Below are 24499 nucleotides of genomic sequence, written 5' to 3'. Positions count from 1 at the left end.
GCGGCATCCGCCGACGGTTGGCATCGGTCTACGACCAGCGGAGGACTGCACACCGACGCAGCTGCCCCGAACCCGTAGGGGATCTACCCCGCGGAAGGCAGGGTTCACGCCCCGCGCGCTACGCCGTACGATCCGCCACGGCGTTGCACAGCGCGTCCAGCGCTTCCTTCGCCGGAGTGTCCGGCAGCGGCGCCAGCGTCCGCCGCGCCTCCTCCGCGAACGAGAGGGCGTCCTGCCGGGCCGCCCGCAGCGCCGGGTGGGCCCGCAGCCCCGCCAGCGCCTCCGCATGCCGGGCGTCGTCCGTGAGGTCGCCGTCGAGCAGCTCGCACAGCGCCTGGTCGGCGGGGGACCCGCCCCTGGCCGTCATCTCCCGCAGCCGCAGCACCGGCAGCGTGGCCACGCCCTCCCGCAGGTCGGTGCCCGGCGTCTTGCCCGACTCCCGGCCGTCGCTCGCGACGTCGAGCACGTCGTCGGCGAGCTGGAACGCGATCCCGATGCGTTCGCCGTACTGCGCGAGGACGTCGACCACCGGTTCGGGGGCGCCGGACATCAGCGCGCCCATGCGGCCGGCGACGGCGATCAGCGAGCCCGTCTTCCCGGCGATCACGTCCAGGTGGTGCGCGATGGGGTCCTCCCCCTCGCGCGGGCCCGCGGTCTCCTGGATCTGCCCGGTCACCAGGCGCTCGAACGCCTCCGCCTGGATGCGCACGGCGTCCGTGCCGAGATCGGCCACTATCGTCGAGGCGCGGGAGAAGAGGAAGTCGCCGGTCAGCACGGCGACCGAATTGTTCCAGCGGGCGTTCGCGCTCGGCACGCCCCGCCTGACCTCGGCCTCGTCCATGATGTCGTCGTGGTAGAGGGTGGCGAGGTGCGTCAGCTCGACGACCACCGCGGCGGGCACCACCCCGGGCGCGTACGGATCGCCGAACTGGGCGGCCAGCAGCAGCAAAAGCGGCCGGAAGCGCTTCCCCCCGGCCCGCACGAGATGCTGCGCCGTCTCCGTTATGAAGGGGACATCGCTCTTGGTGGCTTCCACCAGCCCCGCCTCGACAGCCGAGAGACCGGCCTGGACATCGGCTTCCAGGGCCTGGTCCCGCACGCTCACCCCGAAGGGCCCCACGACGGTCACGAGCGTTCTCCCTGTCTCCAGTGCGTTGTCACCGGGCAGCGTAGCCGGTTACGAGTCGATCACCGCCGCTGGGTGAGCCGTGCCGGACCGCTGCGGCGGCACACGCGGGATCGGGCAACCGCGCCCGGTGCGCCCCCCGCCGCGCGGACATCAACGCCCGCTGTTCCGGCGGCCGGCGTGACGCGCGTCCACGAAGGGGAGACCCTGCGCGCGTCCTGGAGCGATGGTGTGGAGGGAACCTCCATATCGACGCTCGCCGACCGGGGGGATATGCCGGATATCTATGACCTTGACCTCGGAGACTTCGGCTTCTGACCGCCCTGACCGAAAGCCGTTCGCGTATCAGTCCGACGGCGAATGCCACACGGTCGTAACATCCCTGACTACCCCACCACCGGCCAAGATAACCTGCCCGGACACGTTCAACATACGAGGGGAACCCATGCGCAGGTCCATACGGCTCGCCGTACCCGCGGTTGCGGCGGCCGCGCTGCTGCTGAGCGGCTGCGGAGACGACGACGACAGCGGCAGCCCGTTCAGCCCCGGCGGCAACCCCGGGGAAAACCAGCCGGAGCAGGGAGAAGAAGGCGGGGAGAGCGGCGGCGGTGATCAGCCCCCGGCCGAGGAGGGCGGGGACACCGGCGGTGGTGGTGGCGGGGCCGCCAGCGACGCCGACTTCAACGGCACCTGGATGCTCAGCGACACCATGGAGAGCTCGCTGACCATCACGGACGGCGACGTGGTGTTCGTCGAAAGCACCGACGCCGAGGGCGACGTCTGCTACGGCGAGGTGTCCGGCGGCCGGATGACCGTCGAGTGCTCGCAGTTCGGGTCCGAACTGTTCCCGGACACCGAAGCGATGCTCAGCCTGGACGGCAGCACGCTCAACGTCGGCTGGGCCTCGGGCAACACCCAGACCTACGAGTCGATGGGTGACATGGGCGAGATGCCTGAGATGCCGGAGATGCCAGACATGGAGGACATGCCCTCCATGCCGCCGCTGGAAGACTCCGACTTGGGGGACTTCGGCCTCTGAGCCGCGCACCACATCAGCAGGAGGCACACCGGAAGGCCCGGCCCCCGAACGGGGGCCGGGCCTTCGGTCGTTCCGGCCAACCTCAGCGCACGAACACGCCCGCGTCGCTCGCCAGGTCGAGGAAGAACTGCGGCGCGACGCCGAGCACCACCGTCACGGCCGCGGCGAGTCCCACCACCGACATCGTCAGCGGGCTGGGAATGACCACGGAAGGACCGTCCGCCTTCGGCTCGCTGAAGAACATCAGCACGATCACCCGCACGTAGAAGAACGCCGCGATCGCCGAGGCGAGCACACCGACGATCACCAGGCCCATCGCCCCGGCGTCCGCCGCCGCCCGGAACACCGCGAACTTGCCGGCGAAGCCCGACGTCAGCGGAATCCCCGCGAAGGCCAGCAGGAACAGCGCGAAGACCGCCGCGAGCAGCGGCGAACGCCGCCCGAGCCCCGCCCACTTGGACAGGTGCGTCGCCTCGCCGTCGCCATCCCGCACCAGCGTCACCACGGCGAACGCGCCGAGCGTCACGAACGAGTAGGCCGACAGGTAGAACAGCACGGACGACACCCCGTCCTCGCTGACCGCGACCACGCCGGACAGGATGAACCCGGCGTGCGCGATCGACGAGTAGGCCAGCAGCCGCTTCACGTCGGTCTGCGTGATCGCGACCACCGCGCCCGCCACCATGGAGGCGATGGCCACGCCCCACAGCACCGGCTCCCAGTCCCACCGCAGCCCCGGCAGCACCACGTACAGCAGCCGCAGCAGCGCGCCGAACGCGGCCACCTTGGTGGCCGCGGCCATGAAGCCGGTCACCGGCGTCGGGGCGCCCTGGTAGACGTCGGGCGTCCACATGTGGAACGGCACGGCGCCGACCTTGAACAGCAGGCCCATCGTCACCATGGCGCCGCCGATCAGCAGCAGCGCGTCGTTCCCCATGGTGGAGGCGAGCCCCGCGTCCACCGCCGCGGGCTCGCCGCTGACGACATCGGCGATGCCCGCGTAGGACACCGTGCCCGCGTACCCGTACAGCATCGCGATGCCGAACAGGAGGAACGCCGAGGCGAACGCGCCCAGCAGGAAGTACTTGAGCGCCGCCTCCTGCGACAGCAGCCGCTTGCGGCGCGCCAGCGCGCACAGCAGGTACAGCGGCAGCGACAGGACCTCAAGGGCGATGAACAGCACCAGCAGGTCGTTGGCCATCGGGAACAGCAGCATGCCGCCGATCGCGAACAGCAGCAGCGGGAAGATCTCCGTGGTGGTGTGCCCGGCCCGCTCCGCCGCCGCCTCGGCCTTGCCGCCCGGCACCGCCGCCGGCTGGGCGGCGAAGGAGTCCACCGCCTGGCCGTGCAGGGCCGGTTCGAGACGGCGCTCGGCGAACAGGAACACCGACACCAGACCGACCAGGACGATGAGGCCCTGGAGGAACAGCGCGGGACCGTCGACGGCCAGCGAGCCCATGCCCGCGACCTGCGCCTCCGACGTGGCGTGCCCGCCCGCGGCGAGCGCGACGACGGCGGCGAACGCACCGGCGAGGCCGGCGATCCCGACGAACACCTCCGCCGGGTAGCGGGAGCGGCGCGGCGCGAACGCCTCGATCAGCACGCCGATGATGGCCGCGCCGAACACGATCAGGCTCGGCGAGAGCGCAGCCCACTCGATGTCCGGAGCCTGGAGCTCCCCCGGGTTCATGCTGCGACTCCTTCGTTTCCTTCGTTCGCCCCGCCGCGTCGTTGCCGGATCGGGCCGTTGGCCCTCGCCCGGTCACTCACGAGTGGCCTCCACTTCGGGAACATGCGGTTGTGGATCGGTCTGCTCGACGTCGGAGAGCGTGTGCTCCACCGCCGGGTTGACGATGTCGGTGAGCGGCTTGGGGTAGACGCCGAGGAACAGCAGCAGCCCGATCAGCGGCCCGACCACGGCCAGCTCCCGCACCTTGAGGTCCGGCAGCTTTTCCAGCCCTTCCTTCAGCGGCCCCGTCATGGTCCGCTGGTAGAGCACCAGCACGTACAGCGCCGCCAGCACTATGCCGCTGCAGGCGATGATGCCGGCCACCTCGTAGCGGCTGAACGTGCCGACCAGCACCAGGAATTCGCTGACGAACGGCCCGGTGCCCGGGAGCGACAGAGTCGCGAGGCCGCCGATGAGGAACGTGCCGGCGAGCATGGGCGCCGTCTTCTGCACGCCGCCGTAGTCGGCGATGAGGCGCGAGCCGCGGCGCGAGATGAGGAAGCCGGCCACCAGCATCAGCGCCGCCGTCGCGATGCCGTGGTTGATCATGTAGAGCGTCGCGCCGCCCTGGCCCTGGCTGGTCATCGCGAAGATGCCCAGCACGATGAACCCGAAGTGGCTGACCGACGCGTACGCGATCAGCCGCTTCATGTCCCGCTGGCCGAGCGCGAGCAGCGCCCCGTAGATGATGCTGACCAGCGCCAGGGTGATCACCACGGGCGTCGCCCACTCGCTGGCCTCGGGGAACAGGCCGAGGCAGAAGCGGAGCATCGCGAACGTGCCGACCTTGTCGACCACGGCGGTGATCAGCACGGCCACCGGCGCCGTCGACTCGCCCATGGCGTTGGGCAGCCAGGTGTGCACCGGCCACAGCGGCGCCTTGATCGCGAAGGCGATGAAGAAGCCGAGGAACAGCCAGCGTTCGGTGCCGGTCGCCAGCTCCAGATCGCCGGAGGCCCGCGCGTCCAGGATGGCCTGGAGCGAGAACGTTCCGGCGTCGAGCTGGTCCGCGGTGGCGATGTACAGGCCGATGACGGCCGCCAGCATGATCAGACCGCCGGCCAGGTTGTAGAGGAGAAACTTGACCGCGGCGTAGGAACGCTGCCTGGCCTGCCCCTCCTCGCCCTGCTCCCCCGCCCGGTCGCCGAAGCCGCCGATGAGGAAGTACATCGGGATCAGCATGGCTTCGAAGAAGATGTAGAAGAGGAACACGTCGGTGGCGGCGAAGGACAGAATGACCATCGCCTCGACCGCGAGGATCAGCGCGAAGAAGCCCTGGGTGGGCCGCCACCGCGTCGCGGGGGCCTGGCCCTCCTTGGGGTCCGCGTCGTTCCAGCCGGCGCCGATGAGGAACGGGATCAGCACGGCCGTCAGCGCGATCATCGCGACGCCGATGCCGTCGACGCCCAGTTCGTACCGGACGCCGAAGTCCTCGATCCAGGAACGGGATTCGGTCAGCTGGAAGCGGTCGGCGCCGTCACCGGTGTCGAACCGCAGCAGCACCGCCGCCGCGAACCCGGCCGTGGCCAGGGAGAACAGCAGCGCGAGCCACTTGGCGGCGGTCCGCCGCGCGGCGGGGACCGCGGCGGTGACGATCGCGCCGATGGCTGGAGTGAGGGCCGTGGCCGTCAGCAGGGGAAAAGACATATCAGACTCCTCAGACCGCCCTCATCAGCAGGGTCGCGGCGACGAGCAGGGCGGCACCGCCGAACATGGAGACCGCGTACGAGCGGGCGAACCCGTTCTGGATGCGCCGCAGCCGCCCGGACAGCCCGCCGAAGGAGGCGGCCGTGCCGTTGACCACGCCGTCCACCAGCTTGTGGTCGAGGTAGACCAGGCCGCGGGTGAGGTAATTGCCCGGCGTGACGAACGCCGCGTGGTTGAAGTCGTCCTGGAGCAGGTCCCGCCGCGCGGCCCGGGTCAGCAGCCCGCCGGTCGGCGCCACCGCGGGCACCGGGCGGCGGCCGTACTGCCACCACGCGCCCGCGACGCCGAGCAGCATCACGCCGGTGGCCGCCAGGCCGACCGTGCCGTGGCTGACCGGCGAATCGCCGTGCTCAAGGCCGGTGACCGGCTCAAGCCAGTGCACGAACGCCTCGCCCGAGTCGAACAGGAAGCCGGCGAAGACCGAGCCGAAGGCCAGCACGATCATCGGGATCGTCATGCTGAGCGGCGACTCGTGCGGGTGCGGCTCGTGCCCGTTCGCGTCGGGCTGCCAGCGCTTCTCGCCGAAGAACGTCATCAGCATGATGCGCGTCATGTAATACGCGGTGAGCGCCGCGCCGACCAGCATCACGCCGCCGAGAATCCAGCCCTCGGTCCCGCCCTTGCTGAACCCGGCGTAGATGATCTCGTCCTTGGAGAAGAAGCCGGAGAGGTAGGGGAAGCCGATGATGGCCAGATAGGCCAGGCCGAACGTGACGAACGTGATCGGCATGTGCTTCCGCAGGCCGCCGTAACGCCGCATGTCGACCTCGTCGTTCATGCCGTGCATGACCGACCCGGCGCCGAGGAAGAGGCCCGCCTTGAAGAAGCCGTGCGTCACCAGGTGCATGATCGCGAAGACGTAGCCGATCGGGCCGAGGCCCGTGGCCAGCATCATGTAGCCGATCTGCGACATCGTCGAGCCGGCCAGGGCCTTCTTGATGTCGTCCTTCGCGCAACCGACGATCGCACCGAAGAGCAGCGTCACCGCGCCGACGACGACCACGACGGTCTGCGCGTCGGGCGCCGCGTTGAAGATCGCCCCCGAGCGCGTGATCAGGTACACGCCCGCGGTCACCATCGTGGCCGCGTGGATCAGCGCCGAGACCGGGGTGGGGCCCTCCATCGCGTCGCCCAGCCAGGACTGGAGCGGCACCTGCGCCGACTTGCCGCAGGCGGCGAGCAGCAGCATCAGCCCGATGCCGGTCAGCGTCGCCTCGCTCGCCTCCGTCGCGCTGCCGAGCACCGGCTCGAACGCGAAGGAGCCGAACGTGGTGAACATCAGCAGGATCGCGATGGACAGGCCCACGTCACCGACGCGGTTGACGACGAACGCCTTCTTCGCCGCCGTCGCCGCGGTCGGCTTGTGCTGCCAGAAGCCGATGAGCAGGAACGAGGCGAGGCCCACGCCCTCCCAGCCGACGTACAGCAGCAGGTAGTTGTCCGCGAGGACGAGCAGCAGCATCGCCCCGAGGAAAAGATTCAGATAGGCGAAGAAGCGCCGCCGCCGCTCGTCGTGCTCCATGTAGCCGACCGAGTAAAGGTGGATCAGGGTGCCCACGCTCGTGATCAGCAGCACGAAGGTCATCGAGAGCTGGTCGAGCTGGAACGCCACGTCCGCCTGGAAGTCGGCGACCGGCACCCAGCTGAACAGATGCTGGTGCAGCGCGCGGTCCTCGCCCTCCTTCTCCAGCAGGTCGAAGAAGAGCACCACGGCCAGGACGAAGGACACGGCGGCGAGCCCGGTGGCCAGCCAGTGCCCCACCCGGTCCAGGCGCCGCCCGCCCAACAGCAGCACGGCGGCGCCGAACAAGGGCGCCCCGACGAGCAGTCCGATCAATGACTCCACTGGATGTGTCCCCTTACAGCTTCATCAGGCTGGCGTCGTCGACCGAGGCCGAGTGACGGGCGCGATAGACCATGACGATGATGGCCAGCCCGACCACGACCTCCGCGGCGGCCACGACCATCACGAAGAACGCCATGATCTGTCCGTCGAGATTGCCGTGCATGCGGGAGAAGGCGACCAGCGCCAGGTTCGCCGCGTTCAGCATCAGCTCGATGGACATGAACACCACGATGGCGTTCCGCCGCAGCAGCACCCCGCAGGCGCCCAGCGTGAACAGCAGGGCGGCCAGGTAGAGGTAGTTCTCCGGGCTCACTTGGGGTCCTCCTCGGCCGGCGCCTCGGCCTCGTCCACGGCCGAGCCGTTGACGCCGGGCGCCGCCTTCTCGTTCACGTAACGCTGGCCGTGGTACCGCGCGGTGCGGCCTTCGAGCGCGGCCACGTCCCGCACCGCCTGCCCGTGCACCTCGCGGACCTGGCCGCGGCTGCGCAGGGTGCTGTTGACGGTCAGCTCGGAGGGAGTGCCGTCGGGCAGCAGCCCGGGCAGGTCCACCGCGTTGTGCCGGGCGTAGACGCCGGGCGCGGGCAGCGGCGGCAGCTGCTTGCCCGAGCGCACCCGCTCCTCGGCCTGCTCGCGCTGCGACTTGATGCGATCGATCCGCTCGCGGTGCGTCAGCAGCGTGGCGCCGACCGCGGCGATCGTCAGCAGGATGCCGGTCACCTCGAAGGCCACCACGTAGCGGGTGAACAGCAGCGAGGCGAGACCCTGCACATTGCCGCCCGAGTTGGCCTCGGACAGGCCGGTGAAGGAGCCGACGGACGCCTGGCCGATACCGGCGATCAGCAGAATGCCGAGCCCGAGCCCGCAGGCCGCGGCCAGCCAGCGCTGCCCGAGGAGCGTCTCCTTCAGCGAGTCGGCCGCGCTCACGCCGATCAGCATGAGCACGAACAGGAACAGCATCATCACGGCACCGGTGTAGACGACGATCTGCACCATGCCGAGGAAGTACGCGCCGTTGGCGAGGTAGAACAGCGCCAGGATCACCATGGTCCCGGCCAGGCAGAGCGCGGAGTACACCGCGCGCCGCATCATGATCGTGCCGATGCCGCCGGCGACGGCCAGCGGGCCGAGCAGCCAGAACTGCACAGCCTCGCCGGTCGATGTGGAGGTCTCCGCGGCGAGCGCGGCGAGCCCGCTCATGCCTGCCCCCCGGACGGGTCGTGCAGGCGGGTCGCGGCGGCGACCGCGTCGTCCTCGGCCAGCTGCTCGCCGGTGACCCGCTGCCGCACCGTGCCGGGCGCCGCGCCGCGCACCTCGCCGCGGTAGTACGACTGCTCGTCGGTACCCGGGTACATCGCGTGCGGCGAGTCGACCATGCCGTCCTGGAGCCCCGCCAGCAGCTCCTCCTTGGTGTAGATGAGGGAGGCGCGGCTGCGGTCGGCCAGCTCGTACTCGTTCGTCATGGTCAGCGCCCGCGTCGGACACGCCTCGACGCAGAGACCGCACAGGATGCAGCGCAGGTAGTTGATCTGGTAGACGCGGCCGTAACGTTCGCCCGGGGAGTAGCGCTCCTCCTCGGTGTTGTCCGCGCCCTCCACGTAGATCGCGTCGGCCGGGCAGGCCCAGGCGCACAGCTCGCAGCCGATGCACTTCTCCAGGCCGTCCGGGTGGCGGTTGAGCTGGTGGCGGCCGTGGAAGCGCGGCGCCGTCGGCTTCTTCTCCTCCGGGTACTGCTCCGTGAGCCGCTTCTTGAACATGGCCTTGAAGGTCACGCCGAAGCCGCCCACGGGATTGCGGAACTCAGCCATCGTCGCCCTCCCTTCCTTCGGGGCTTCCTTCGGTGTCGGCGGCGACTCCGGCCGTCGTCCGCTCCGCCCTGGACGGGCGGCGCGGCACGGGCGGCAGGGTCTGTCCTGGCAGGGGCGGCACGGGGTAGCCGCCCGCCATCGGATCGAACTCCGGCTCTGGTGCCTCGCCCCGCTCGTCCTCCTCGCGCTGCTCGGCACGGTCGCGGAAGAAGTCCACGACGAAGGAGATCAGCAACAGCGTGAGCACCCCGCCGAGCACCCACATCAGGATGTCCGAGAACGCGTAGTCCTCGTTCTGCATGGCGCGGACGGTGGCCACCAGCATCAGCCAGACCAGCGCGATCGGAATGAGGATCTTCCAGCCGAGGACCATGAACTGGTCGTAGCGCACGCGGGGCAGGGAGGCGCGGACCCAGACGAACAGGAAGATCACCATGGTCAGCTTGATGGTGAACCAGAGCATCGGCCACCAGCCGGAGTTGGCGCCCTCCCAAAGGCTGAGCGGCACGGGTGCGCGCCAGCCGCCGAGGAAGAGGGTGACCATCAGTCCTGAGACGGTGACGACGTGGACGTACTCGGACATCATGAAGAACGCGAACTTGATCGACGAGTACTCGGTGAGGTACCCGCCGACGAGGTCGCCCTCGGACTCCGGCATGTCGAACGGCGGCCGGTGGGCCTCGCCGATCATCGCCACCATGTAGATCAGGAACGACACCGGCAGCAGGATCATGAACCAGCGGTCGTCCTGCGCGTCCACGATGGCCGAGGTGGACATCGAGCCGGAGTAGAGGAAGACGGCCGCGAAGGACAGACCCATCGCGACCTCGTAGCTGATGATCTGCGCGGTGGCGCGGACGCCGCCGAGCAGCGGGTACGTGGAGCCGGAGGACCAGCCCGCCAGCACCGTGCCGTACACCGCGATGGCCGAGGTGGCCAGCACGTACAGGATCGCGACCGGCAGGTCCGTCACCTGGAGGACGGTCTCGGTGCCGAAGATGCTGACCGGGTCGTCCTTGGGGCCGAAGGGGATCACGGCGAACGCCATGAACGCCGGGATGACCGCGAGGATCGGCGCCAGCATGAACAGGGCCTTGTCGGAGCCCTTGGGGATGATGTCTTCCTTCAGCATCAGCTTGATGGCGTCGCCGAGGGACTGGAGCATGCCCCAGGGGCCGTGCCGGTTCGGCCCGATGCGCAACTGCATCCAGCCCAGGACCTTGCGCTCCATCACGATGCAGATGACCACCGTGACCAGCACGAACGCGAAGACGAAGACCACCTTCAGCAGCACGAGCCACAGCGGGTCGTCGCCGAATACCGACAGGTCGGGCTCCTGCGCGAGCGGCATCACGCGTTCACCTCCTCAGCCTGGGCAGAGATGCGGACGACGTTCCCCGGGCCGGTGCCCAGGTCGTCGAGGGCGCCGCCGCCGGTCGAGTTGAGGGGAAGCCAGACCACCCGGTCCGGCATCTCCTCCGTCACCGCGAGCGGCAGCGTCACGGAACCGGCCGGGCCGGTGACGGACAGCGCGTCGCCGTCCTTGACGCCGGTCTCGCGGGCGGTGGCGGCGGACAGCCGGGCCACGGCGGCGTGCCGCGTACCGGCCAGCGCCTCGTCGCCGATCTGGAGGGCGCCCTGGTCGAGCAGCAGCCGGTGCCCGGCGAGCACGGCGCTGCCCTCCCCGGGACTGGCCGGCTCGGTGGGCGTCGCGGTCGGGCCGAGCGGCAGCTCGCCGCGCCAGTCGGCGAGCCCGTCCAGCTCGCGGCGGATCGCCGGCAGGTCGGGCAGGCCGAGGTGCACGTCGAGGGCGTCGGCCAGCATGTGGAGCGCGCGGGCGTCGGTCTGCACCAGGCGGCGCGTCATCTGGTCCGGCTTGATCGCGGCGGCGAACTGCCGTGCGCGGCCTTCCCAGTTGAGGAACGTGCCGGACTTCTCGACGGCCGCGGCCACCGGCAGCACCACGTGGGCGCGGGCCGTGACCTCCGAGGGCCGCAACTCCAGGCTGAGCAGGAAGCCGTCCGCGGCGACCCGGTCGAGCGCGGCGCGGGCCCGCGCCGGGTCCGGCAGGTCGGCCACCTCGACGCCCGCCACGACCAGCGCGCCGAGATCGCCGGCCGCGGCGGCCTCGACGATCTGCGCGGTGTCGCGGCCCGGGCGCTCCGGCAGGGCGCCGATGCCCCAGGCGGCGGCGACCTCCTCGCGCGCCCGCCGGGAGCCCTCCGGCCTGCCGCCGGGCAGCAGCCCGGGCAGCGCGCCGGCCTCGATGGCGCCGCGCTCGCCCGCGCGGCGCGGAATCCACACCAGCGCGGCCCCGGTGGCCGCCGCCACGGCGACGGCCGCGGTGTAGGCGCCGGGGGCTGCGGCGAGCCGTTCGCCGACGACGATGACCGCGCCCGGCTCGCGCAGCGCGGCGGCGGCGCGCTGCCCGGCCCCGGTCAGGCCCTCGCCGTCCGCCAGGGCGTTCAGCCAGGCCGGCTCGGTGCCGGGCGCGGCCGGCAGCAGGGTGCCGTTCGTCTTGGCGAGGCCGCGGGTGATGTGGGTGGCGAGGGAGAAGATCCGCATGCCGTGCTTGCGGTTGGCCTTGCGCAGCCGCAGGAAGACGCCGGGGGCTTCCTCCTCCGACTCGAAGCCGGCCAGCAGCACGGCGGGCGCGGCCTCGAGCGCGCGGTTGGTGATGCCGCCGCCGTCCAGGTCGACGCCGTGCCCCGCGACCCGGGAGGCCAGGAACGCGGCCTCCTCGGCGCTGTGCACGCGGGCCCTGAAGTCGATGTCGTTGGTGCCCAGGGCGACCCGCGCGAACTTGGCGTACGCGTAGGAGTCCTCGACGGTCAGCCGGCCGCCGGTCAGCACCGCGGCGCCGCCGGACCTGGCCGCGGCGAGGCCCTCGGCGGCCACCCGCAGGGCCTCCGGCCAGCTGGCCGGGACGAGTTCACCGGTGTCCTGGTCCCGCACCAGCGGGGAGGTGAGCCGGTCGGGCTGCTGCGCGTAGCGGAACGCGAAGCGGCCCTTGTCGCAGATCCACTCCTCGTTGACCTCGTGGTCCTCGGCCGCCATGCGCCGCATCACCTTGCCGCGGCGGTGGTCGGTGCGGGTGGCGCAGCCGCCCGCACAGTGCTCGCACACGCTCGGCGAGGAGACCAGGTCGAACGGGCGGGAGCGGAACCGGTAGGCGGCCGAGGTCAACGCGCCGACCGGGCAGATCTGAATGGTGTTGCCGGAGAAGTACGACTCGAACGGGTCGCCCTCGCCGGTGCCGACCTGCTGGAGCGCGCCGCGTTCCAGCAGCTCGATCATCGGGTCGCCGGCGATCTGCTGCGAGAAGCGGGTGCACCGGGCGCACAGCACGCACCGTTCGCGGTCGAGCAGCACCTGCGTGGAGATGGGCACCGGCTTGTCGAACGTCCGCTTGACGCCGTCGAACCGGGTCTCCGGGTCGCCGGTGGACATCGCCTGGTTCTGCAGGGGGCACTCGCCGCCCTTGTCGCAGACCGGGCAGTCCAGCGGGTGGTTGATGAGCAGCAGCTCCATCACCCCGCGCTGCGCCTTCTCGGCGACGGGCGAGCTGAGGTGGGTTTTGACGACCATGCCGTCGGTGCACGTGATGGTGCAGGAGGCCATCGGCTTGCGCTGGCCCTCGACCTCCACGATGCACTGCCGGCAGGCGCCGGCCGGGTCGAGCAGCGGATGGTCGCAGAACCGCGGGATCTCGATGCCGAGCTGCTCGGCGGCGCGGATGACCAGGGTCCCCTTCGGCACCGAGAGTTCGATGCCGTCGATGGTCAGCGTCACCAGGTCGGCATCCTGCTGCGCCGTCATGCGTTCACCTCCTGGTGAGCGGTGGAGCCTTCGTCCGCCCAGGCGGTGGACTTGGCCGGGTCGAACGGACAGCCGCCGCCGGTGACGTGGCGCTCGTACTCGTCGCGGAAGTACTTCAGCGACGAGAAGATCGGGGCGGCCGCACCGTCGCCGAGGGCACAGAAGGACTTGCCGTTGATGTTGTCGGCGATGTCGGCGAGCTTGTCGAGGTCGCTGAGCAGCCCCTTGCCGGCCTCGATGTCGCGCAGCAGCTGCACGAGCCAGTAGGTGCCCTCGCGGCAGGGTGTGCACTTGCCGCAGGACTCGTGGGCGTAGAACTCGGTCCACCGGGTCACGGCCCGCACCACGCACGTCGTTTCGTCGAAGCACTGGAGCGCCTTGGTGCCCAGCATCGACCCGGCGCCCATGACGCCCTCGTAGTCGAGGGGGACGTCGAGGTGCTCCTCGGTGAACATGGGGGTCGAGGACCCGCCCGGTGTCCAGAACTTGAGCCGGTGCCCCGGCCGCATCCCGCCGCCGAGCTGGAGCAGCTCCCGCAGGGTGACGCCGAGCGGCGCCTCGTACTGGCCGGGGCGGGCGACGTGGCCGGAGAGGGAGTAGAGCGTGAAGCCGGGCGACTTCTCGCTGCCCATGGAGCGGAACCACTCCTTGCCGCGCTCCATGATGGCGGGAACGGACGCGATGGACTCGACGTTGTTCACCACGGTGGGGCAGGCGTAGAGGCCGGCGACCGCGGGGAAGGGGGGCCGCAGGCGCGGCTGGCCGCGGCGGCCCTCCAGGGAGTCGAGGAGCGCCGTCTCCTCGCCGCAGATGTAGGCGCCCGCGCCGGCGTGGACGGTGATGTCCAGGTCGCCGCCGTCGCCGAGGGCGCCCTTGCCGAGATAGCCCGCGGCGTACGCCTCGGCGACCGCCGCGTGCAGGCGGCGCAGCACGGGGACGACCTCGCCGCGGAGGTAGATGAACGCGTGGTTGGAGCGGATGGCGTGACAGGCGATCACGATGCCCTCGACGAGGGAGTGCGGGTTCGCCAGGAGCAGCGGGATGTCCTTGCAGGTGCCGGGCTCCGACTCGTCGGCGTTGACGACGAGGTAGTGCGGCTTGTCGTCGCCCTGCGGGATGAACTGCCACTTCATGCCCGTGGGGAAGCCTGCGCCGCCGCGTCCGCGCAGCCCGGATTCCTTGACGTAGGCGATCACGTCGTCCGGCGGCATGGCCAGGGCCTTGGCGAGACCGCGGTAGCCGCCGTGCGCCCGGTAGACGTCCAGCGTCCAGGATTCGTCCTCGTCCCAGAACGCGGAGAGCACCGGGGTGAGGAGCTTCTCCGGGCTGGTCCGGTCAACTGCTTCTGTCATGACTCATCCCCCTCGGTCACCGGCCCCGCGGGGTGGTGCGGGTCGGAGGCCGAGCTCGGCTGCGGCGCGTCGTGGCGGCTGGCGTGCGTCGTGACCGGCTCCTCGTGCGGCACCTCGGGGTGGCGCGGGGAGACGACGGTCTCGGGGCCGCGTTCGCCCTTGGCCAGCTTCAGGCCGACGAGCGAGGCGGGCCCCGCGCTGCCGCCTGCCTCGACCGAGCCGGGGCGCTGGTCGGGGAAGCCGGCCAGGATGCGGGCGGTCTGCTTGAAGTCGCACAGCGGGGCGCCGCGGGTCGGGATCACCTCGTTGCCCGCGCGCAGGTCGTCGACGAGGCGCTTGGCCGACTCGATGGTCTGGTTGTCGAAGAACTCCCAGTTGACCATCAGGACGGGTGCGAAGTCGCAGGCCGCGTTGCACTCGATGTGCTCCAGGGTGACCTTGCCGTCGGCGGTGGTCTCGCCGTTGCCGACGCCCAGGTGCTCGCGCAGCGCGCCGAAGATGGCGTCGCCGCCCATCACCGCGCACAGCGTGTTGGTGCAGACGCCGACCTGGTAGTCCCCCGAGGGGCGGCGCCGGTACATCGAGTAGAACGTGGCGACGGCGGTCACCTCGGCGGTCGTCAGCCCGAGCACGTCGGCACAGAACTGCATGCCGGTGCGGGTGACGTGGCCCTCCTCCGACTGCACGAGGTGCAGCAGCGGCAGCAGGGCGGAACGGCTGTCGGGGTAGCGGGAGATCACCTCCGCCGCGTCCGTCTCCAGCCGGGCCCGCACCTCGGGCGGGTAGTCCGGCGCGGGCATCGGCGGGATTCCGAGCTGGACGTCCCCGCGCGCTGTCTCGTGGGCGCTCACCTGTCGACGCCTCCCATCACGGGGTCGAGGGATGCCACGGCGACGATGACGTCGGCGACCATGCCGCCCTCGCACATCGCCGCCATGGACTGGAGGTTGGTGAAGGAGGGATCGCGGAAGTGGACCCGGTAGGGGCGCGTGCCGCCGTCGCTGACCAGGTGCACCCCCAGCTCGCCCTTGGCCGACTCCACCGCCGTGTACACCTGTCCCGGCGGGACCCGGAAGCCCTCCGTCACCAACTTGAAGTGGTGGATCAGGGCTTCCATGGAGGTGCCCATGATGTTCCTGATGTGGTCGAGCGAGTTGCCCAGGCCGTCGGGGCCGAGGGCGAGTTGCGCGGGCCAGGCGATCTTCTTGTCGGCGACCATGACGGGTCCTGGCTCGGCGAGCCGGTCGATGCACTGCTCGACGATCCGCAGCGACTGGTGCATCTCCTCAAGACGCAGCAGGAAGCGGCCGAAGGAGTCGCAGGTGTCGGTCGTCGGGACCTCGAAGTCGTAGGTCTCGTAGCCGCAGTAGGGGTCGGTCTTGCGCAGGTCGTGGGGCAGCCCCGCGGAGCGCAGGACCGGTCCTGTGGCGCCGAGCGCGAGGCAGCCGGCCAGGTCGAGGTAACCGACGTCCTTCAGCCGGGCCTTGAAGACCGGGTTGCCGGTGCAGAGCTTGTCGTACTCCGGCAGGTTTTTGCGCATCTTCTTCACGAACTCGCGCAGCGCGTCGATCCCGCCGGGCGGCAGGTCCTGGGCGAGGCCGCCTGGCCTGATGAACGCGTGGTTCATCCGCAGGCCGGTGATCAGCTCGAAGATGTCCAGGCACACTTCACGGTCGCGGAAGCCGTAGATCATCACCGTGGAGGCGCCCAGCTCCATCCCGCCGGTGGCGAAGGCCACGAAGTGGGAGGACAGCCGGTTGATCTCCATGAGCAGGACGCGGATGATCGACGCCCGGTCGGGGACGTCGTCGGTGATGCCGAGCAGCTTCTCCACGCCCAGGCAGTACGCCGCCTCGTTGAAGAACGGGGTGAGGTAGTCCATGCGCGTGACGAAGGTGGGCCCCTGCGTCCAGGTCCGGTACTCGAGGTTCTTCTCGATGCCGGTGTGCAGGTAGCCGATGCCGGCCCTGGCCTCGGTGACGGTCTCGCCGTCGATCTCCAGGATGAGCCGCAGCACGCCGTGGGTGGAGGGGTGCTGGGGCCCCATGTTGACGATGATCTTCTCGTCGTCGGCGCGGTCGGCCACCTCCCGGGCGACCTCGTCCCAGTCGCCGCCGGTGACGGTGTAGACCGTGCCTTCCGTCGTCTCCCTGGCCCCCGCGGGCCGGGTCGCGTGTGTGGTCATCAGCTGTACGACCTCCGCTGGTCGGGTGCCGGGATCTGGGCGCCCTTGTACTCGACGGGTACGCCGCCGAGCGGGTAGTCCTTGCGCTGCGGGTGGCCCTGCCAGTCGTCGGGCATCATGATCCGCGTCAGCGCGGGGTGCCCGTCGAAGATGAGGCCGAAGAAGTCGTAGGCCTCCCGCTCGTGCCAGTCGTTCGTCGGGTAGATGTCGACGACCGAGGGCACGTGCGGGTCACTGTCCGGGGCGCTGACCTCCAGGCGGATGAGGCGCCCGTGGGTCAGCGACCGCAGGTGGTAGACGGCGTGCAGCTCGCGGCCCGTGTCGTGCGGGTTGTGCACGCCGCTGACGCCGGTGCACAGCTCGAAGCGCAGCGCCGGGTCGTCGCGGAGCGTGCGGGCGACCTGCGGCAGGTGCTCGCGGGCGATGTGGAAGGTGATCTCCCCGCGGTCCACCACCGTTCGCTCGATGGCGGCCGCCGGATCGGTGCCCTGCTCCTCGAGCGCGCCTTCGAGCTCGTCCGCGACCTCGTCGAAGTACCCGCCGTACGGCCGGGAGGAGGCGCCCGGCATGTGCACGGTCCGCGTCAGGCCGCCATAACCGGTGGTGTCGCCGCCGTTGTTGGCGCCGAACATGCCGCGCCGCCGCGCGATGGGCTCGCCCGCGTCCGCGCGCTGCGCCGGCGGTCCGCTTGTGCTTGTGTTCCCGTTCACCTGCTCGTCGCCGCTCACGGCAGCACCCTTTCCTCCACGGCTTCGCCCACGGCCGCGCGCCGAGCGCACCTCATCGCAGGAGCCCCTTCATCTCGATCGTCGGCAGCGCCTTGAGGGCCGCCTCCTCCGCCTCGCGGGCCGCCTGCTCGCGGTTGACGCCGAGCTTCTCGCCGCGGATCTTCTCGTGCAGCTTGAGGATCGCGTCCATGAGCATCTCGGGACGCGGCGGGCAGCCCGGCAGGTAGATGTCGACGGGGACGATGTGGTCGACGCCCTGCACGATCGCGTAGTTGTTGAACATGCCGCCCGAGGAGGCGCAGACGCCCATGGAGATGACCCACTTCGGGTTCGGCATCTGGTCGTAGACCTGGCGCAGCACCGGGGCCATCTTCTGGCTGACGCGGCCGGCCACGATCATGAGGTCGGCCTGCCGCGGCGAACCGCGGAAGACCTCCATGCCGAAGCGCGCCAGGTCGTAGCGGCCGGCGCCGGTGGTCATCATCTCGATGGCGCAGCAGGCGAGACCGAACGTCGCGGGGAAGACGGACGACTTCCTGGCCAGCGACGCCAGGTTCTCGACGGTGTTCAGCAGAAAACCGCTGGGCAGCTTCTCTTCGAGACCCATCAGGGAAGCCTCTCTCTCAGTCCCATTCGAGTCCTCCTCGACGCCAGTCGTAGGCGTAGGCGACGCCGATGAGGGCGACAAAAATCAGCATCTGCACCAGACCGAACATCCCCAGCGAGTCGAACTGCACGGCCCAGGGATAGAGAAAGACGATCTCGATGTCGAAGATGATGAACAGCATGGCCGTCAGGTAGTACTTGACGGGGAACCGCCCGCCGCCGGCCGGCTGCGGGGTCGGCTCGACTCCGCATTCGTAGGCCGCAAGCTTGGCCCGGTTGTAGCGCTTGGGACCGGTCACCGCCCCCACGACCACGGAGAAGACGGCAAAGGCGGCCCCGAGGGCACCCAGCACGAGGATGGGAACGTACGCGTTCACCGCAGCTCGCTCCTTCCAGTCGACGGCGACTGCTTATCACTGTGATCATCGCTATGTGAGTCAGTTCACAAAGCTTCCCGCATCCTATGCTGCGATGCCTGTGACCTTCGACACGGGGTCGCCTAACAATCTTGTGATCTCTCCCACCCGACCAAGTCGTTCAAGCCGCCTTGAGGCCGGACGTTTCACTCATGGTGGCCGATCACGTACGAAGTGCCGATTCGGGCATGATCCGCGCGGCCGGACGACCGCGTTCTGTACCACCACGCAACATGGACGAGCAAATTCGCATCCGGGACCACCCGGTGATAGAGGTCGGGCCGGTGTCAGACATAACGTTCACGACGGCCGTCCTGCTCTGCGTCGCCGCCGGGCTCGCCGGCTGGATCGACGCGGTCGTCGGCGGCGGCGGCCTGCTCCAGCTTCCGGCCCTGCTCATCGGCCTGCCGGACGTCTCGCCGACCTACGCGCTCGGCACCAACAAGGCCGTTGCGGTCACCGGTACGTCCATCGCCGCGGTCACCTATGCCCGCAGGGCGCCGGTCGATGTGCGGCTCGCGCTGCGTCTCGGCGCCGTGGCGCTTGCCGCCGCGGGCGGCGGCGCACTGTTTGCATCAGCGGTGGACAAGCGTGTCCTGCAACCGTTGATCATGGTCGCCCTGCTCGCGGTGGCCGCATTCGTCTTCCTGCGCCCGCGGTTCGGCACGACCTCCCCCGGGGGCGCCCCCTCGCGCCGCAGGGCCGCCGCGGCGCTCCTCGTGGTGGGGGTCGGCATCGGCTTCTACGACGGCATCCTGGGGCCCGGCACCGGCACCTTCCTCGTGATCGCGCTCGTGGCGCTGCTGCACATGAACCTGCTGACGGCCTCCGCCACCGCGAAGGTCGTGAACGTCGGCACAAACCTCGGCGCCCTGGCCGTCTTCGCCGCCGGGGGAACGGTGCTGTGGCGACTCGCCGCGGGGATGGCGCTGTTCAACATGGCGGGCGGCTGGGTGGGCGCCCACATGGCGCTGCGGCGGGGCAGCGGCTTCGTCCGCGTCGTCCTGCTCGTGGTCGTCGCGGGCCTGGTGGCCCGGCTCGCCTGGGACCAGTGGGGGACGTGACGTGCGCCACGGCGGGAGCGGTGGCCGGGGCCGGACATTGATGGGGCCGCCCACCGCGTGATAGGTACCGCCCGACGCCCGGACAATCCGGACAACGCGCTGGGCACGGGGACGTCTCCGCGGAAGGCGACCACGCCCGTAACAAACGGCACTTCGGGCATATGCCTCAGCAACTCGCCGCGTACACGCCGAATGTGGCGCATCACACGTTGATTGAGATCAACCACCAGGTACTGATAGCCGTTATCTCCATGTCCCCAATCCGTTATCAAGGGCGGCACCGAAAACCCCGGGCCTCCCGCACCAGCAGCCTCATACGCGGCGGCGTCCTCTCCGGCGTCGTGGGCACGGTCGCCGTCACCGGTGCCACGACCCCTGCCTCCGCCGACGAGAAGCCCGCCGAGTCCACCGGCGAACTCCCGGTGTTCGACACGGCACTCGCCCACGCCGACCGCGCGGCCCGCGCGACGCAGGCGTACGCGAGCGAAGCCGTCACCCAGGACAACTGGCAGCGCGCGCAGGACCGCGTCGTCTCCCGCGCCCAGGAAGCCGCCGCCGAGCGCCGCGCGGCCGCCGAGGAGGCGGAGCGCCGCGCCGAGGCCGAGCGCCGCGCCCAGGAGGCCGCCGCGGCCGAGGAAGCCGCGGCGCAGGAGGCGGCGGCCGCGGAGGCCGCGGCAGAGGCCACGACGTTCGCCGCGGCCGACGAGGCCCCCGCCGCCTCGGGCGGCGGCGGGAGCGGGAGCGCCATCGTCGACTTCGTCCGCGCGCAGCTCGGCGACGGCTACGTGATGGGCGCCTCGGGACCCGGCTCCTGGGACTGCTCCGGCCTGGTCCAGGCCGCCTACGCGCAGGTCGGCGTCTCGCTGCCGCGCACCGCCGCCGAACAGTCGGTGCAAGGCACCCAGGTGTCGCTCGACGCGCTCCAGGCCGGCGACATCCTCTACTGGGGCGGCGCGGGCAGCGCCTACCACGTGGCCGTGTACACGGGGAACGGCACGTTCATCGGCGCCCAGAACCCCTCGACCGGCGTGGCCGAGCACGACCTCGGCTGGGACGCCCCGACCGGAGCCGTCCGCGTCCTGTAGAGCCCACGACCGGTGGCGCCGCGGGCCGCTCGTGCGCGGCCAGGCCCGCGGCGCCACCTTCGCGGCTATGCCCGCGGCGCCACCTTCGTCAGGCCGTTGATCACGCGGTCCATCGCGTCGCCGCCCGTCGGGTCCGTCAGGTTGGCCAGCAGCTTCAGCAGGAAGCGCATCAGCACCGGGTGGCTCAGCCCCCGGTCCGCCGCCACCCGCATGATCGTCGGGTTGCTGATCAGCTGCACGAACGCCCGGCCGAGCGAGTAGTACCCGCCGTAGGTGTCGCGCAGCACCTTCGGGTAGCCCCGCAGCGCCAGCTCCCGCTGCGCGGGCGTCTGCCGCGCCAGCGCCTGGCTGACGACCTCGGCCGCGATCCGCCCGGACTCCATGGCGTAGGCGATGCCCTCGCCGTTGAACGGGTTCACCAGGCCGCCGGAGTCGCCCACCAGCATCAGCCCGCGCGCGTAGTGCGGCTTGCGGTTGAACGCCATCGGCAGCGCCGCCCCGCGGATCGGCCCCGTCATGTACTCCGGGGTGAACTGCCACTCGGCGGGCAGCGTTTCGCACCAGGTGCGCAGCACCTCGCGCCAGTCCAGCTCCTTGAACGAACGGGAGCTGTTCAGCACTCCGAGGCCGACGTTCGACGTGCCGTCGCCCTGGCCGAAGATCCAGCCGTAGCCGGGCAGCAGCCGGTCCTTGTCCGCCCTGCGGTCCCACAGCTCGAACCAGGACTCCAGGTAGTCGTCGTCGTGCCGCGGCGAGGTGAAGTAGGTGCGCACGGCCACGCCCATGGGCCGCTTGTCGTTGCGGTGCAGCCCCATCGCGAGCGAGAGCCGCGAGGAGTTGCCGTCGGCGGCAACGACGACGGGCGCCGTGAACGTGACGCGCTTCTTCTCGTCGCCGAGCTTCGCCTCGACGCCCGTGATGCGGCCGGTCAGCTCGTCGCGGACCGGACCCGACACGTTGCACCGCTCGTACAGCCGCGCGCCCGCCTTCTGGGCGGCGCGCGCCAGCTGCTCGTCGAAGTCCTCGCGCCTGCGCACCAGTCCGTAGTCCGGGTACGAGGCCAGCTCGGGCCAGTCCAGCTGGAGCCGCTGCCCGCCGCCGATGACGCGCAGGCCCTTGTTGTGCAGCCAGCCGGCCTCCTCGGACACGTCGATGCCCATGGCCACCAGCTGCTTCACCGCCCGCGGCGTCAGGCCGTCGCCGCAGACCTTCTCGCGCGGGAACGCGGTCTTCTCCAGCAGCGCCACCTCAAGTCCGGCCTGCGCGAGGTGGAACGCGGTCGCCGAACCGGCCGGTCCGGCCCCGACGACGATCACATCAGCGGTCTCGGCCACGTTGGCTCTCCCATTCGAAGGGGCGTGTCAGGGGTTGCGGGAAGTCTATGCACCGCGGGGCTTGACGCCCCGGTGCAGGGCGACGATGCCGCCCGTCAGATTGCGCCAGGCCACGCGGGACCAGCCGGCCCGCGTCAACCGCCCGGCGAGACCGGCCTGGTCGGGCCAGGAGCGGATGGACTCGGCGAGGTAGACGTACGCGTCGGGGCTGCTCGACACCCGCGTGGCGACCGGCGGCAGCGCCCGCATCAGGTACTCGGTGTACACGGTGCGGAAGGGCGCCCAGGTGGGGTGGCTGAACTCGCAGACCACGAGCCGCCCGCCGGGTGCGGTCACCCGCAGCAGCTCGCGCAGCGCGGCCTCGGTGTCCTGCACGTTCCGCAGGCCGAAGGAGACCGTCACCGCGTCGAAGGCGCCGTCCCGGAACGGCAGCCGCGTCCCGTCCCCGGCGACGAACGGCATCCACGGCTTGCGCCGCTTGCCCTCCGTCAGCATCCCCAGGGAGAAGTCACACGGCACGGTGAACGCCCCGCGGGCGGCGAACGGCTCGGCGGAGGTGCCCGTTCCGGCCGCCAGGTCGAGCACGGTCTCCCCCGGCCGCGCCCCCACGGCCCGCGCCACCTCCTTGCGCCAGCGGCGGTTCTGCCCGAGCGCCAGCACGTCGTTGGTGAGGTCGTAACGCGCCGCCACGGCGTCGAACATGGCGGCGACTTCGCGGGGCTGCTTGTCCAGTGAGGCACGAGTCACGGTGCCCATTCTCCCCGATGCCCGATTACGCCGATCGGGCGACTTGCCGAATCCCGGGGCGAACCCTGCGCACCTGGTCAACTACCGTGCGTGCCATGACTCAGCTTTCCCGTGCCCTCGGCCTGGCCGGCGTGTCGGCTGGTGCCGTGCTGGCGTCCGCGGGCAGCGCGGCGGCCTCGCCCGTTCCCCAGATCGTCCCGATCGTGGTCGGCTCGACGGAGGCGGCCCTCGACCCGGCCCTCGACCTCCAGCTCGACCCCCTCGCCGGAACGGGCAGCGACCCGCTGGCGAACGGGGTGCGCACGCAGGTGGCCGACTTCCCCGCGCTCGGCACCGATGTCGTCACCGGCCCGCTGACCCGCGGCGCCTCGGCGCGCGAGCTGCCTGGCGAGGTGATCGGGGGCCTGCTCGGCGGCCTGCCGGTGACGTTCCCCGCCTGAGGGCCGCGGCGCCCCGCGGTTGCCGCGCGCCGGTCACTCCTCGCGTTCCGCCTCCAAGCGCGCCACGCCCTCCTCGTAGGCGTCTACCTCGCGCAGCGCCGCCGCATGGTAGATCTCCGCGACCAGGCCCCGCGCGGTCCGCTCGTCGAGGGCGCCGCCCGCGCTCGCGAGGAGCCGTCTCGTCCAGGCGTCGATGAAGTCGTCCATGGGGCCATGTGACCGCAGGCCCCGGCCTTCCGCACCTCGGCCGGGCCGCGTGCGCGATTGCGACAGCCCTGTGACGAAATCCGCATGGAGCGGTCGCGCGGCGTATGACTTACTGGGGAGGTGGTGACTCTTCGTCCCGCCCGGGGGAGCGGGGGCGAGGGTCCGCACTTTATGCGGGTCGCCACGAGGGCGGTACACGAGGGCGGTAGGGGTGCCTCCGAAAATGCGTCACGGTGGCGGAGAACGGCGCGATTCCCTGCCGGAAACGCGCGATAGGATTTCACGGTGACTACTGCGAGTTACACCTATTCCGAACGGAAATGGGCGGGCACCGACGCGACGCTCGTCGTGCGCAAGGACGATCTCGACCCGCAGGCGGTCACGGCGCGGCTCGGCCTCGACCCGACGGCCACCCGGCTGCCAGGGCCCGCCCGCCTGCGCCCCGCGGGGGACCCGTCCGGCCTGTGGCTCTACCAGTGCTCGACCGCGGCCCTGGGGCTGCCCGAGCAGATCGACCGCGTGGTGGACGCCGTCGAGGAGCGGGCCGGGGTCCTGCACGAACTGGCCGCGGAGGGGCACGAGGTGACGCTCACGGCCTTCGGATTCGTGGGCAACGGGTCAGTTCTCGAAATCATGCCGCAAACCGCATTGCGCATTGCGTCGCTCGGTATTCCGCTGGAGCTGCGCGTGAGCGGCAGCGAACGATAGGGGAAGGGTCATGGCAGGCAGCACCGCGCACGGTGCGGACCATTGGGAATCGCTCACCGCGACCCTTCTGATCACGAAAAGCGACCTGAATCCGGACGACCTCACGCAACGGCTCGGCACGCCCCCCGACTTCAGCCGCTCCGCGGACGCCGACGCGGGAGCGCGGTTCCGCGGCGGCGTCGGCTGCTGGGCACTGCGCACCGCGGGGGACGACGTCCCCGGGGCGCTGGGCGCGCTGCTGCCCCGAGTCGCGCCGCTCACCGGGGAGTTGGCGGCGCTGCGCGCCGAGGGGCACCGGGTGCAGATCAACGTGGCGGGCGGCGTCGACCGCGGCCGCCGGCTGACGGTGCCCGCGGAGATCCTGGCCCGCGTGGCCGGGCTCGGCCTGCCGCTGTCGTTCACCACGGAGTCGGCCGCGGACAACGGGACGGAGGAGTTTCTCGACTCCCTCGCACGCCCCGCACCCCCGGCACGCACATAACGCTGCGGTAAAGCCGAAGGCACGCGGCCTTGACCGCGCAGAGGCCCGGCGACAACATTTCCGCTCACGACTCAA

The 24499-nt window shown here is 70.9% G+C and carries 24 protein-coding genes; 6 read left to right on the top strand and 18 right to left on the bottom strand.

All coding sequences use genetic code 11. From position 1 onward, the window contains the following. Positions 1 to 118: 118 nt before the first annotated feature. Entirely contained in the window at positions 119 to 1129 is a 1011-nt protein-coding gene (locus RM779_RS12385; RefSeq protein WP_311617750.1) for a polyprenyl synthetase family protein, read from the bottom strand. A 442-nt stretch (positions 1130 to 1571) separates the two neighbouring features. Here RM779_RS12385 and RM779_RS12380 point away from each other — a divergent pair, with 442 nt between their 5' ends. After that, complete coding sequence (locus RM779_RS12380) at positions 1572 to 2165, top strand: hypothetical protein (RefSeq protein WP_311617749.1); 594 nt, start codon at positions 1572 to 1574, stop codon at positions 2163 to 2165. An 82-nt stretch (positions 2166 to 2247) separates the two neighbouring features. Here RM779_RS12380 and nuoN read toward each other — a convergent pair whose 3' ends face one another. The 14 genes from nuoN to RM779_RS12310 form a co-directional block, all read right to left on the bottom strand. Continuing rightward, positions 2248 to 3855: an NADH-quinone oxidoreductase subunit NuoN gene (gene nuoN / locus RM779_RS12375; protein WP_311617748.1), complete on the bottom strand. Its 1608-nt coding sequence runs from the start codon at positions 3853 to 3855 to the stop codon at positions 2248 to 2250. 72 nt (positions 3856 to 3927) lie between these two features. Then, a complete protein-coding gene (locus RM779_RS12370) occupies positions 3928 to 5541 on the bottom strand; it encodes an NADH-quinone oxidoreductase subunit M (RefSeq protein ID WP_311617747.1) in 1614 nt (537 codons plus the stop codon). A 10-nt stretch (positions 5542 to 5551) separates the two neighbouring features. Next, positions 5552 to 7447: an NADH-quinone oxidoreductase subunit L gene (nuoL, locus tag RM779_RS12365; protein WP_311617746.1), complete on the bottom strand. Its 1896-nt coding sequence runs from the start codon at positions 7445 to 7447 to the stop codon at positions 5552 to 5554. 13 nt (positions 7448 to 7460) lie between these two features. After that, positions 7461 to 7760, bottom strand: coding sequence for an NADH-quinone oxidoreductase subunit NuoK (nuoK, locus tag RM779_RS12360; protein WP_077059663.1), 300 nt, complete (start codon positions 7758 to 7760; stop codon positions 7461 to 7463). After that, positions 7757 to 8644 (bottom strand): NADH-quinone oxidoreductase subunit J, encoded by an 888-nt coding sequence (locus RM779_RS12355; protein ID WP_311617745.1) that lies wholly within the window; start codon positions 8642 to 8644, stop codon positions 7757 to 7759. The genes nuoK and RM779_RS12355 overlap by 4 nt, the downstream gene beginning before the upstream one ends. Then, a complete protein-coding gene (gene nuoI, locus RM779_RS12350; protein ID WP_311617744.1) occupies positions 8641 to 9252 on the bottom strand; it encodes an NADH-quinone oxidoreductase subunit NuoI in 612 nt (203 codons plus the stop codon). Before nuoI ends, RM779_RS12355 begins: the two co-directional genes overlap by 4 nt. Continuing rightward, complete coding sequence (gene nuoH, locus RM779_RS12345; RefSeq protein ID WP_077059666.1) at positions 9245 to 10603, bottom strand: NADH-quinone oxidoreductase subunit NuoH; 1359 nt, start codon at positions 10601 to 10603, stop codon at positions 9245 to 9247. The genes nuoI and nuoH overlap by 8 nt, the downstream gene beginning before the upstream one ends. Beyond that, positions 10603 to 13071, bottom strand: coding sequence for an NADH-quinone oxidoreductase subunit G (locus RM779_RS12340; protein WP_311617743.1), 2469 nt, complete (start codon positions 13069 to 13071; stop codon positions 10603 to 10605). Before RM779_RS12340 ends, nuoH begins: the two co-directional genes overlap by 1 nt. After that, entirely contained in the window at positions 13068 to 14423 is a 1356-nt protein-coding gene (gene nuoF, locus RM779_RS12335; protein WP_311617742.1) for an NADH-quinone oxidoreductase subunit NuoF, read from the bottom strand. The genes RM779_RS12340 and nuoF overlap by 4 nt, the downstream gene beginning before the upstream one ends. Next, positions 14420 to 15223, bottom strand: coding sequence for an NADH-quinone oxidoreductase subunit NuoE (gene nuoE / locus RM779_RS12330; protein ID WP_394813290.1), 804 nt, complete (start codon positions 15221 to 15223; stop codon positions 14420 to 14422). Before nuoE ends, nuoF begins: the two co-directional genes overlap by 4 nt. A 47-nt stretch (positions 15224 to 15270) precedes the next feature. After that, a complete protein-coding gene (locus RM779_RS12325; RefSeq protein WP_394813289.1) occupies positions 15271 to 16611 on the bottom strand; it encodes an NADH-quinone oxidoreductase subunit D in 1341 nt (446 codons plus the stop codon). Beyond that, positions 16608 to 17336: an NADH-quinone oxidoreductase subunit C gene (locus RM779_RS12320; RefSeq protein ID WP_311617739.1), complete on the bottom strand. Its 729-nt coding sequence runs from the start codon at positions 17334 to 17336 to the stop codon at positions 16608 to 16610. Before RM779_RS12320 ends, RM779_RS12325 begins: the two co-directional genes overlap by 4 nt. A 52-nt stretch (positions 17337 to 17388) precedes the next feature. Then, entirely contained in the window at positions 17389 to 17943 is a 555-nt protein-coding gene (locus RM779_RS12315; protein WP_077059671.1) for a NuoB/complex I 20 kDa subunit family protein, read from the bottom strand. Between the two features lie 16 nt (positions 17944 to 17959). Beyond that, the gene (locus RM779_RS12310) at positions 17960 to 18319 is read right to left on the bottom strand and encodes an NADH-quinone oxidoreductase subunit A (RefSeq protein WP_311617738.1); all 360 of its coding nucleotides are present in this window, start codon (positions 18317 to 18319) and stop codon (positions 17960 to 17962) included. Between the two features lie 323 nt (positions 18320 to 18642). Between RM779_RS12310 and RM779_RS12305 the strand changes: the two genes are divergently transcribed. Next, a complete protein-coding gene (locus RM779_RS12305) occupies positions 18643 to 19422 on the top strand; it encodes a sulfite exporter TauE/SafE family protein (protein ID WP_311618006.1) in 780 nt (259 codons plus the stop codon). A 251-nt stretch (positions 19423 to 19673) separates the two neighbouring features. Further along, on the top strand, positions 19674 to 20507 hold the full coding sequence (locus RM779_RS12300) for a C40 family peptidase (protein ID WP_311617737.1): 834 nt from the start codon (positions 19674 to 19676) through the stop codon (positions 20505 to 20507). Positions 20508 to 20572: 65 nt separating this feature from the next. Here RM779_RS12300 and RM779_RS12295 read toward each other — a convergent pair whose 3' ends face one another. Together RM779_RS12295 and RM779_RS12290 are read right to left on the bottom strand one after the other, a co-directional pair. Then, complete coding sequence (locus tag RM779_RS12295) at positions 20573 to 21841, bottom strand: geranylgeranyl reductase family protein (protein ID WP_311617736.1); 1269 nt, start codon at positions 21839 to 21841, stop codon at positions 20573 to 20575. Positions 21842 to 21886: 45 nt separating this feature from the next. Beyond that, complete coding sequence (locus RM779_RS12290; RefSeq protein ID WP_311617735.1) at positions 21887 to 22588, bottom strand: demethylmenaquinone methyltransferase; 702 nt, start codon at positions 22586 to 22588, stop codon at positions 21887 to 21889. Positions 22589 to 22683: 95 nt separating this feature from the next. On the opposite strand from RM779_RS12290, the gene RM779_RS12285 reads away from it, so the two are divergent. Further along, on the top strand, positions 22684 to 23028 hold the full coding sequence (locus RM779_RS12285; RefSeq protein WP_311617734.1) for a hypothetical protein: 345 nt from the start codon (positions 22684 to 22686) through the stop codon (positions 23026 to 23028). Between the two features lie 33 nt (positions 23029 to 23061). Here the strand turns inward: RM779_RS12285 and RM779_RS12280 are convergent, their stop codons facing one another. Continuing rightward, positions 23062 to 23235 (bottom strand): hypothetical protein, encoded by a 174-nt coding sequence (locus tag RM779_RS12280; RefSeq protein WP_171987711.1) that lies wholly within the window; start codon positions 23233 to 23235, stop codon positions 23062 to 23064. Between the two features lie 285 nt (positions 23236 to 23520). Between RM779_RS12280 and RM779_RS12275 the strand changes: the two genes are divergently transcribed. Together RM779_RS12275 and RM779_RS12270 are read left to right on the top strand one after the other, a co-directional pair. Continuing rightward, the gene (locus RM779_RS12275; RefSeq protein WP_311617733.1) at positions 23521 to 23943 is read left to right on the top strand and encodes a DUF4279 domain-containing protein; all 423 of its coding nucleotides are present in this window, start codon (positions 23521 to 23523) and stop codon (positions 23941 to 23943) included. A 10-nt stretch (positions 23944 to 23953) separates the two neighbouring features. After that, entirely contained in the window at positions 23954 to 24424 is a 471-nt protein-coding gene (locus RM779_RS12270) for a hypothetical protein (protein ID WP_311617732.1), read from the top strand. The last annotated feature ends 75 nt before the right edge of the window (positions 24425 to 24499 follow it).

The sequence above is a fragment of the Streptomyces johnsoniae genome (assembly GCF_031845565.1).
Taxonomy (GTDB): domain Bacteria; phylum Actinomycetota; class Actinomycetes; order Streptomycetales; family Streptomycetaceae; genus Streptomyces; species Streptomyces johnsoniae.
This window is presented reverse-complemented; position numbering and strand designations above follow the sequence as displayed.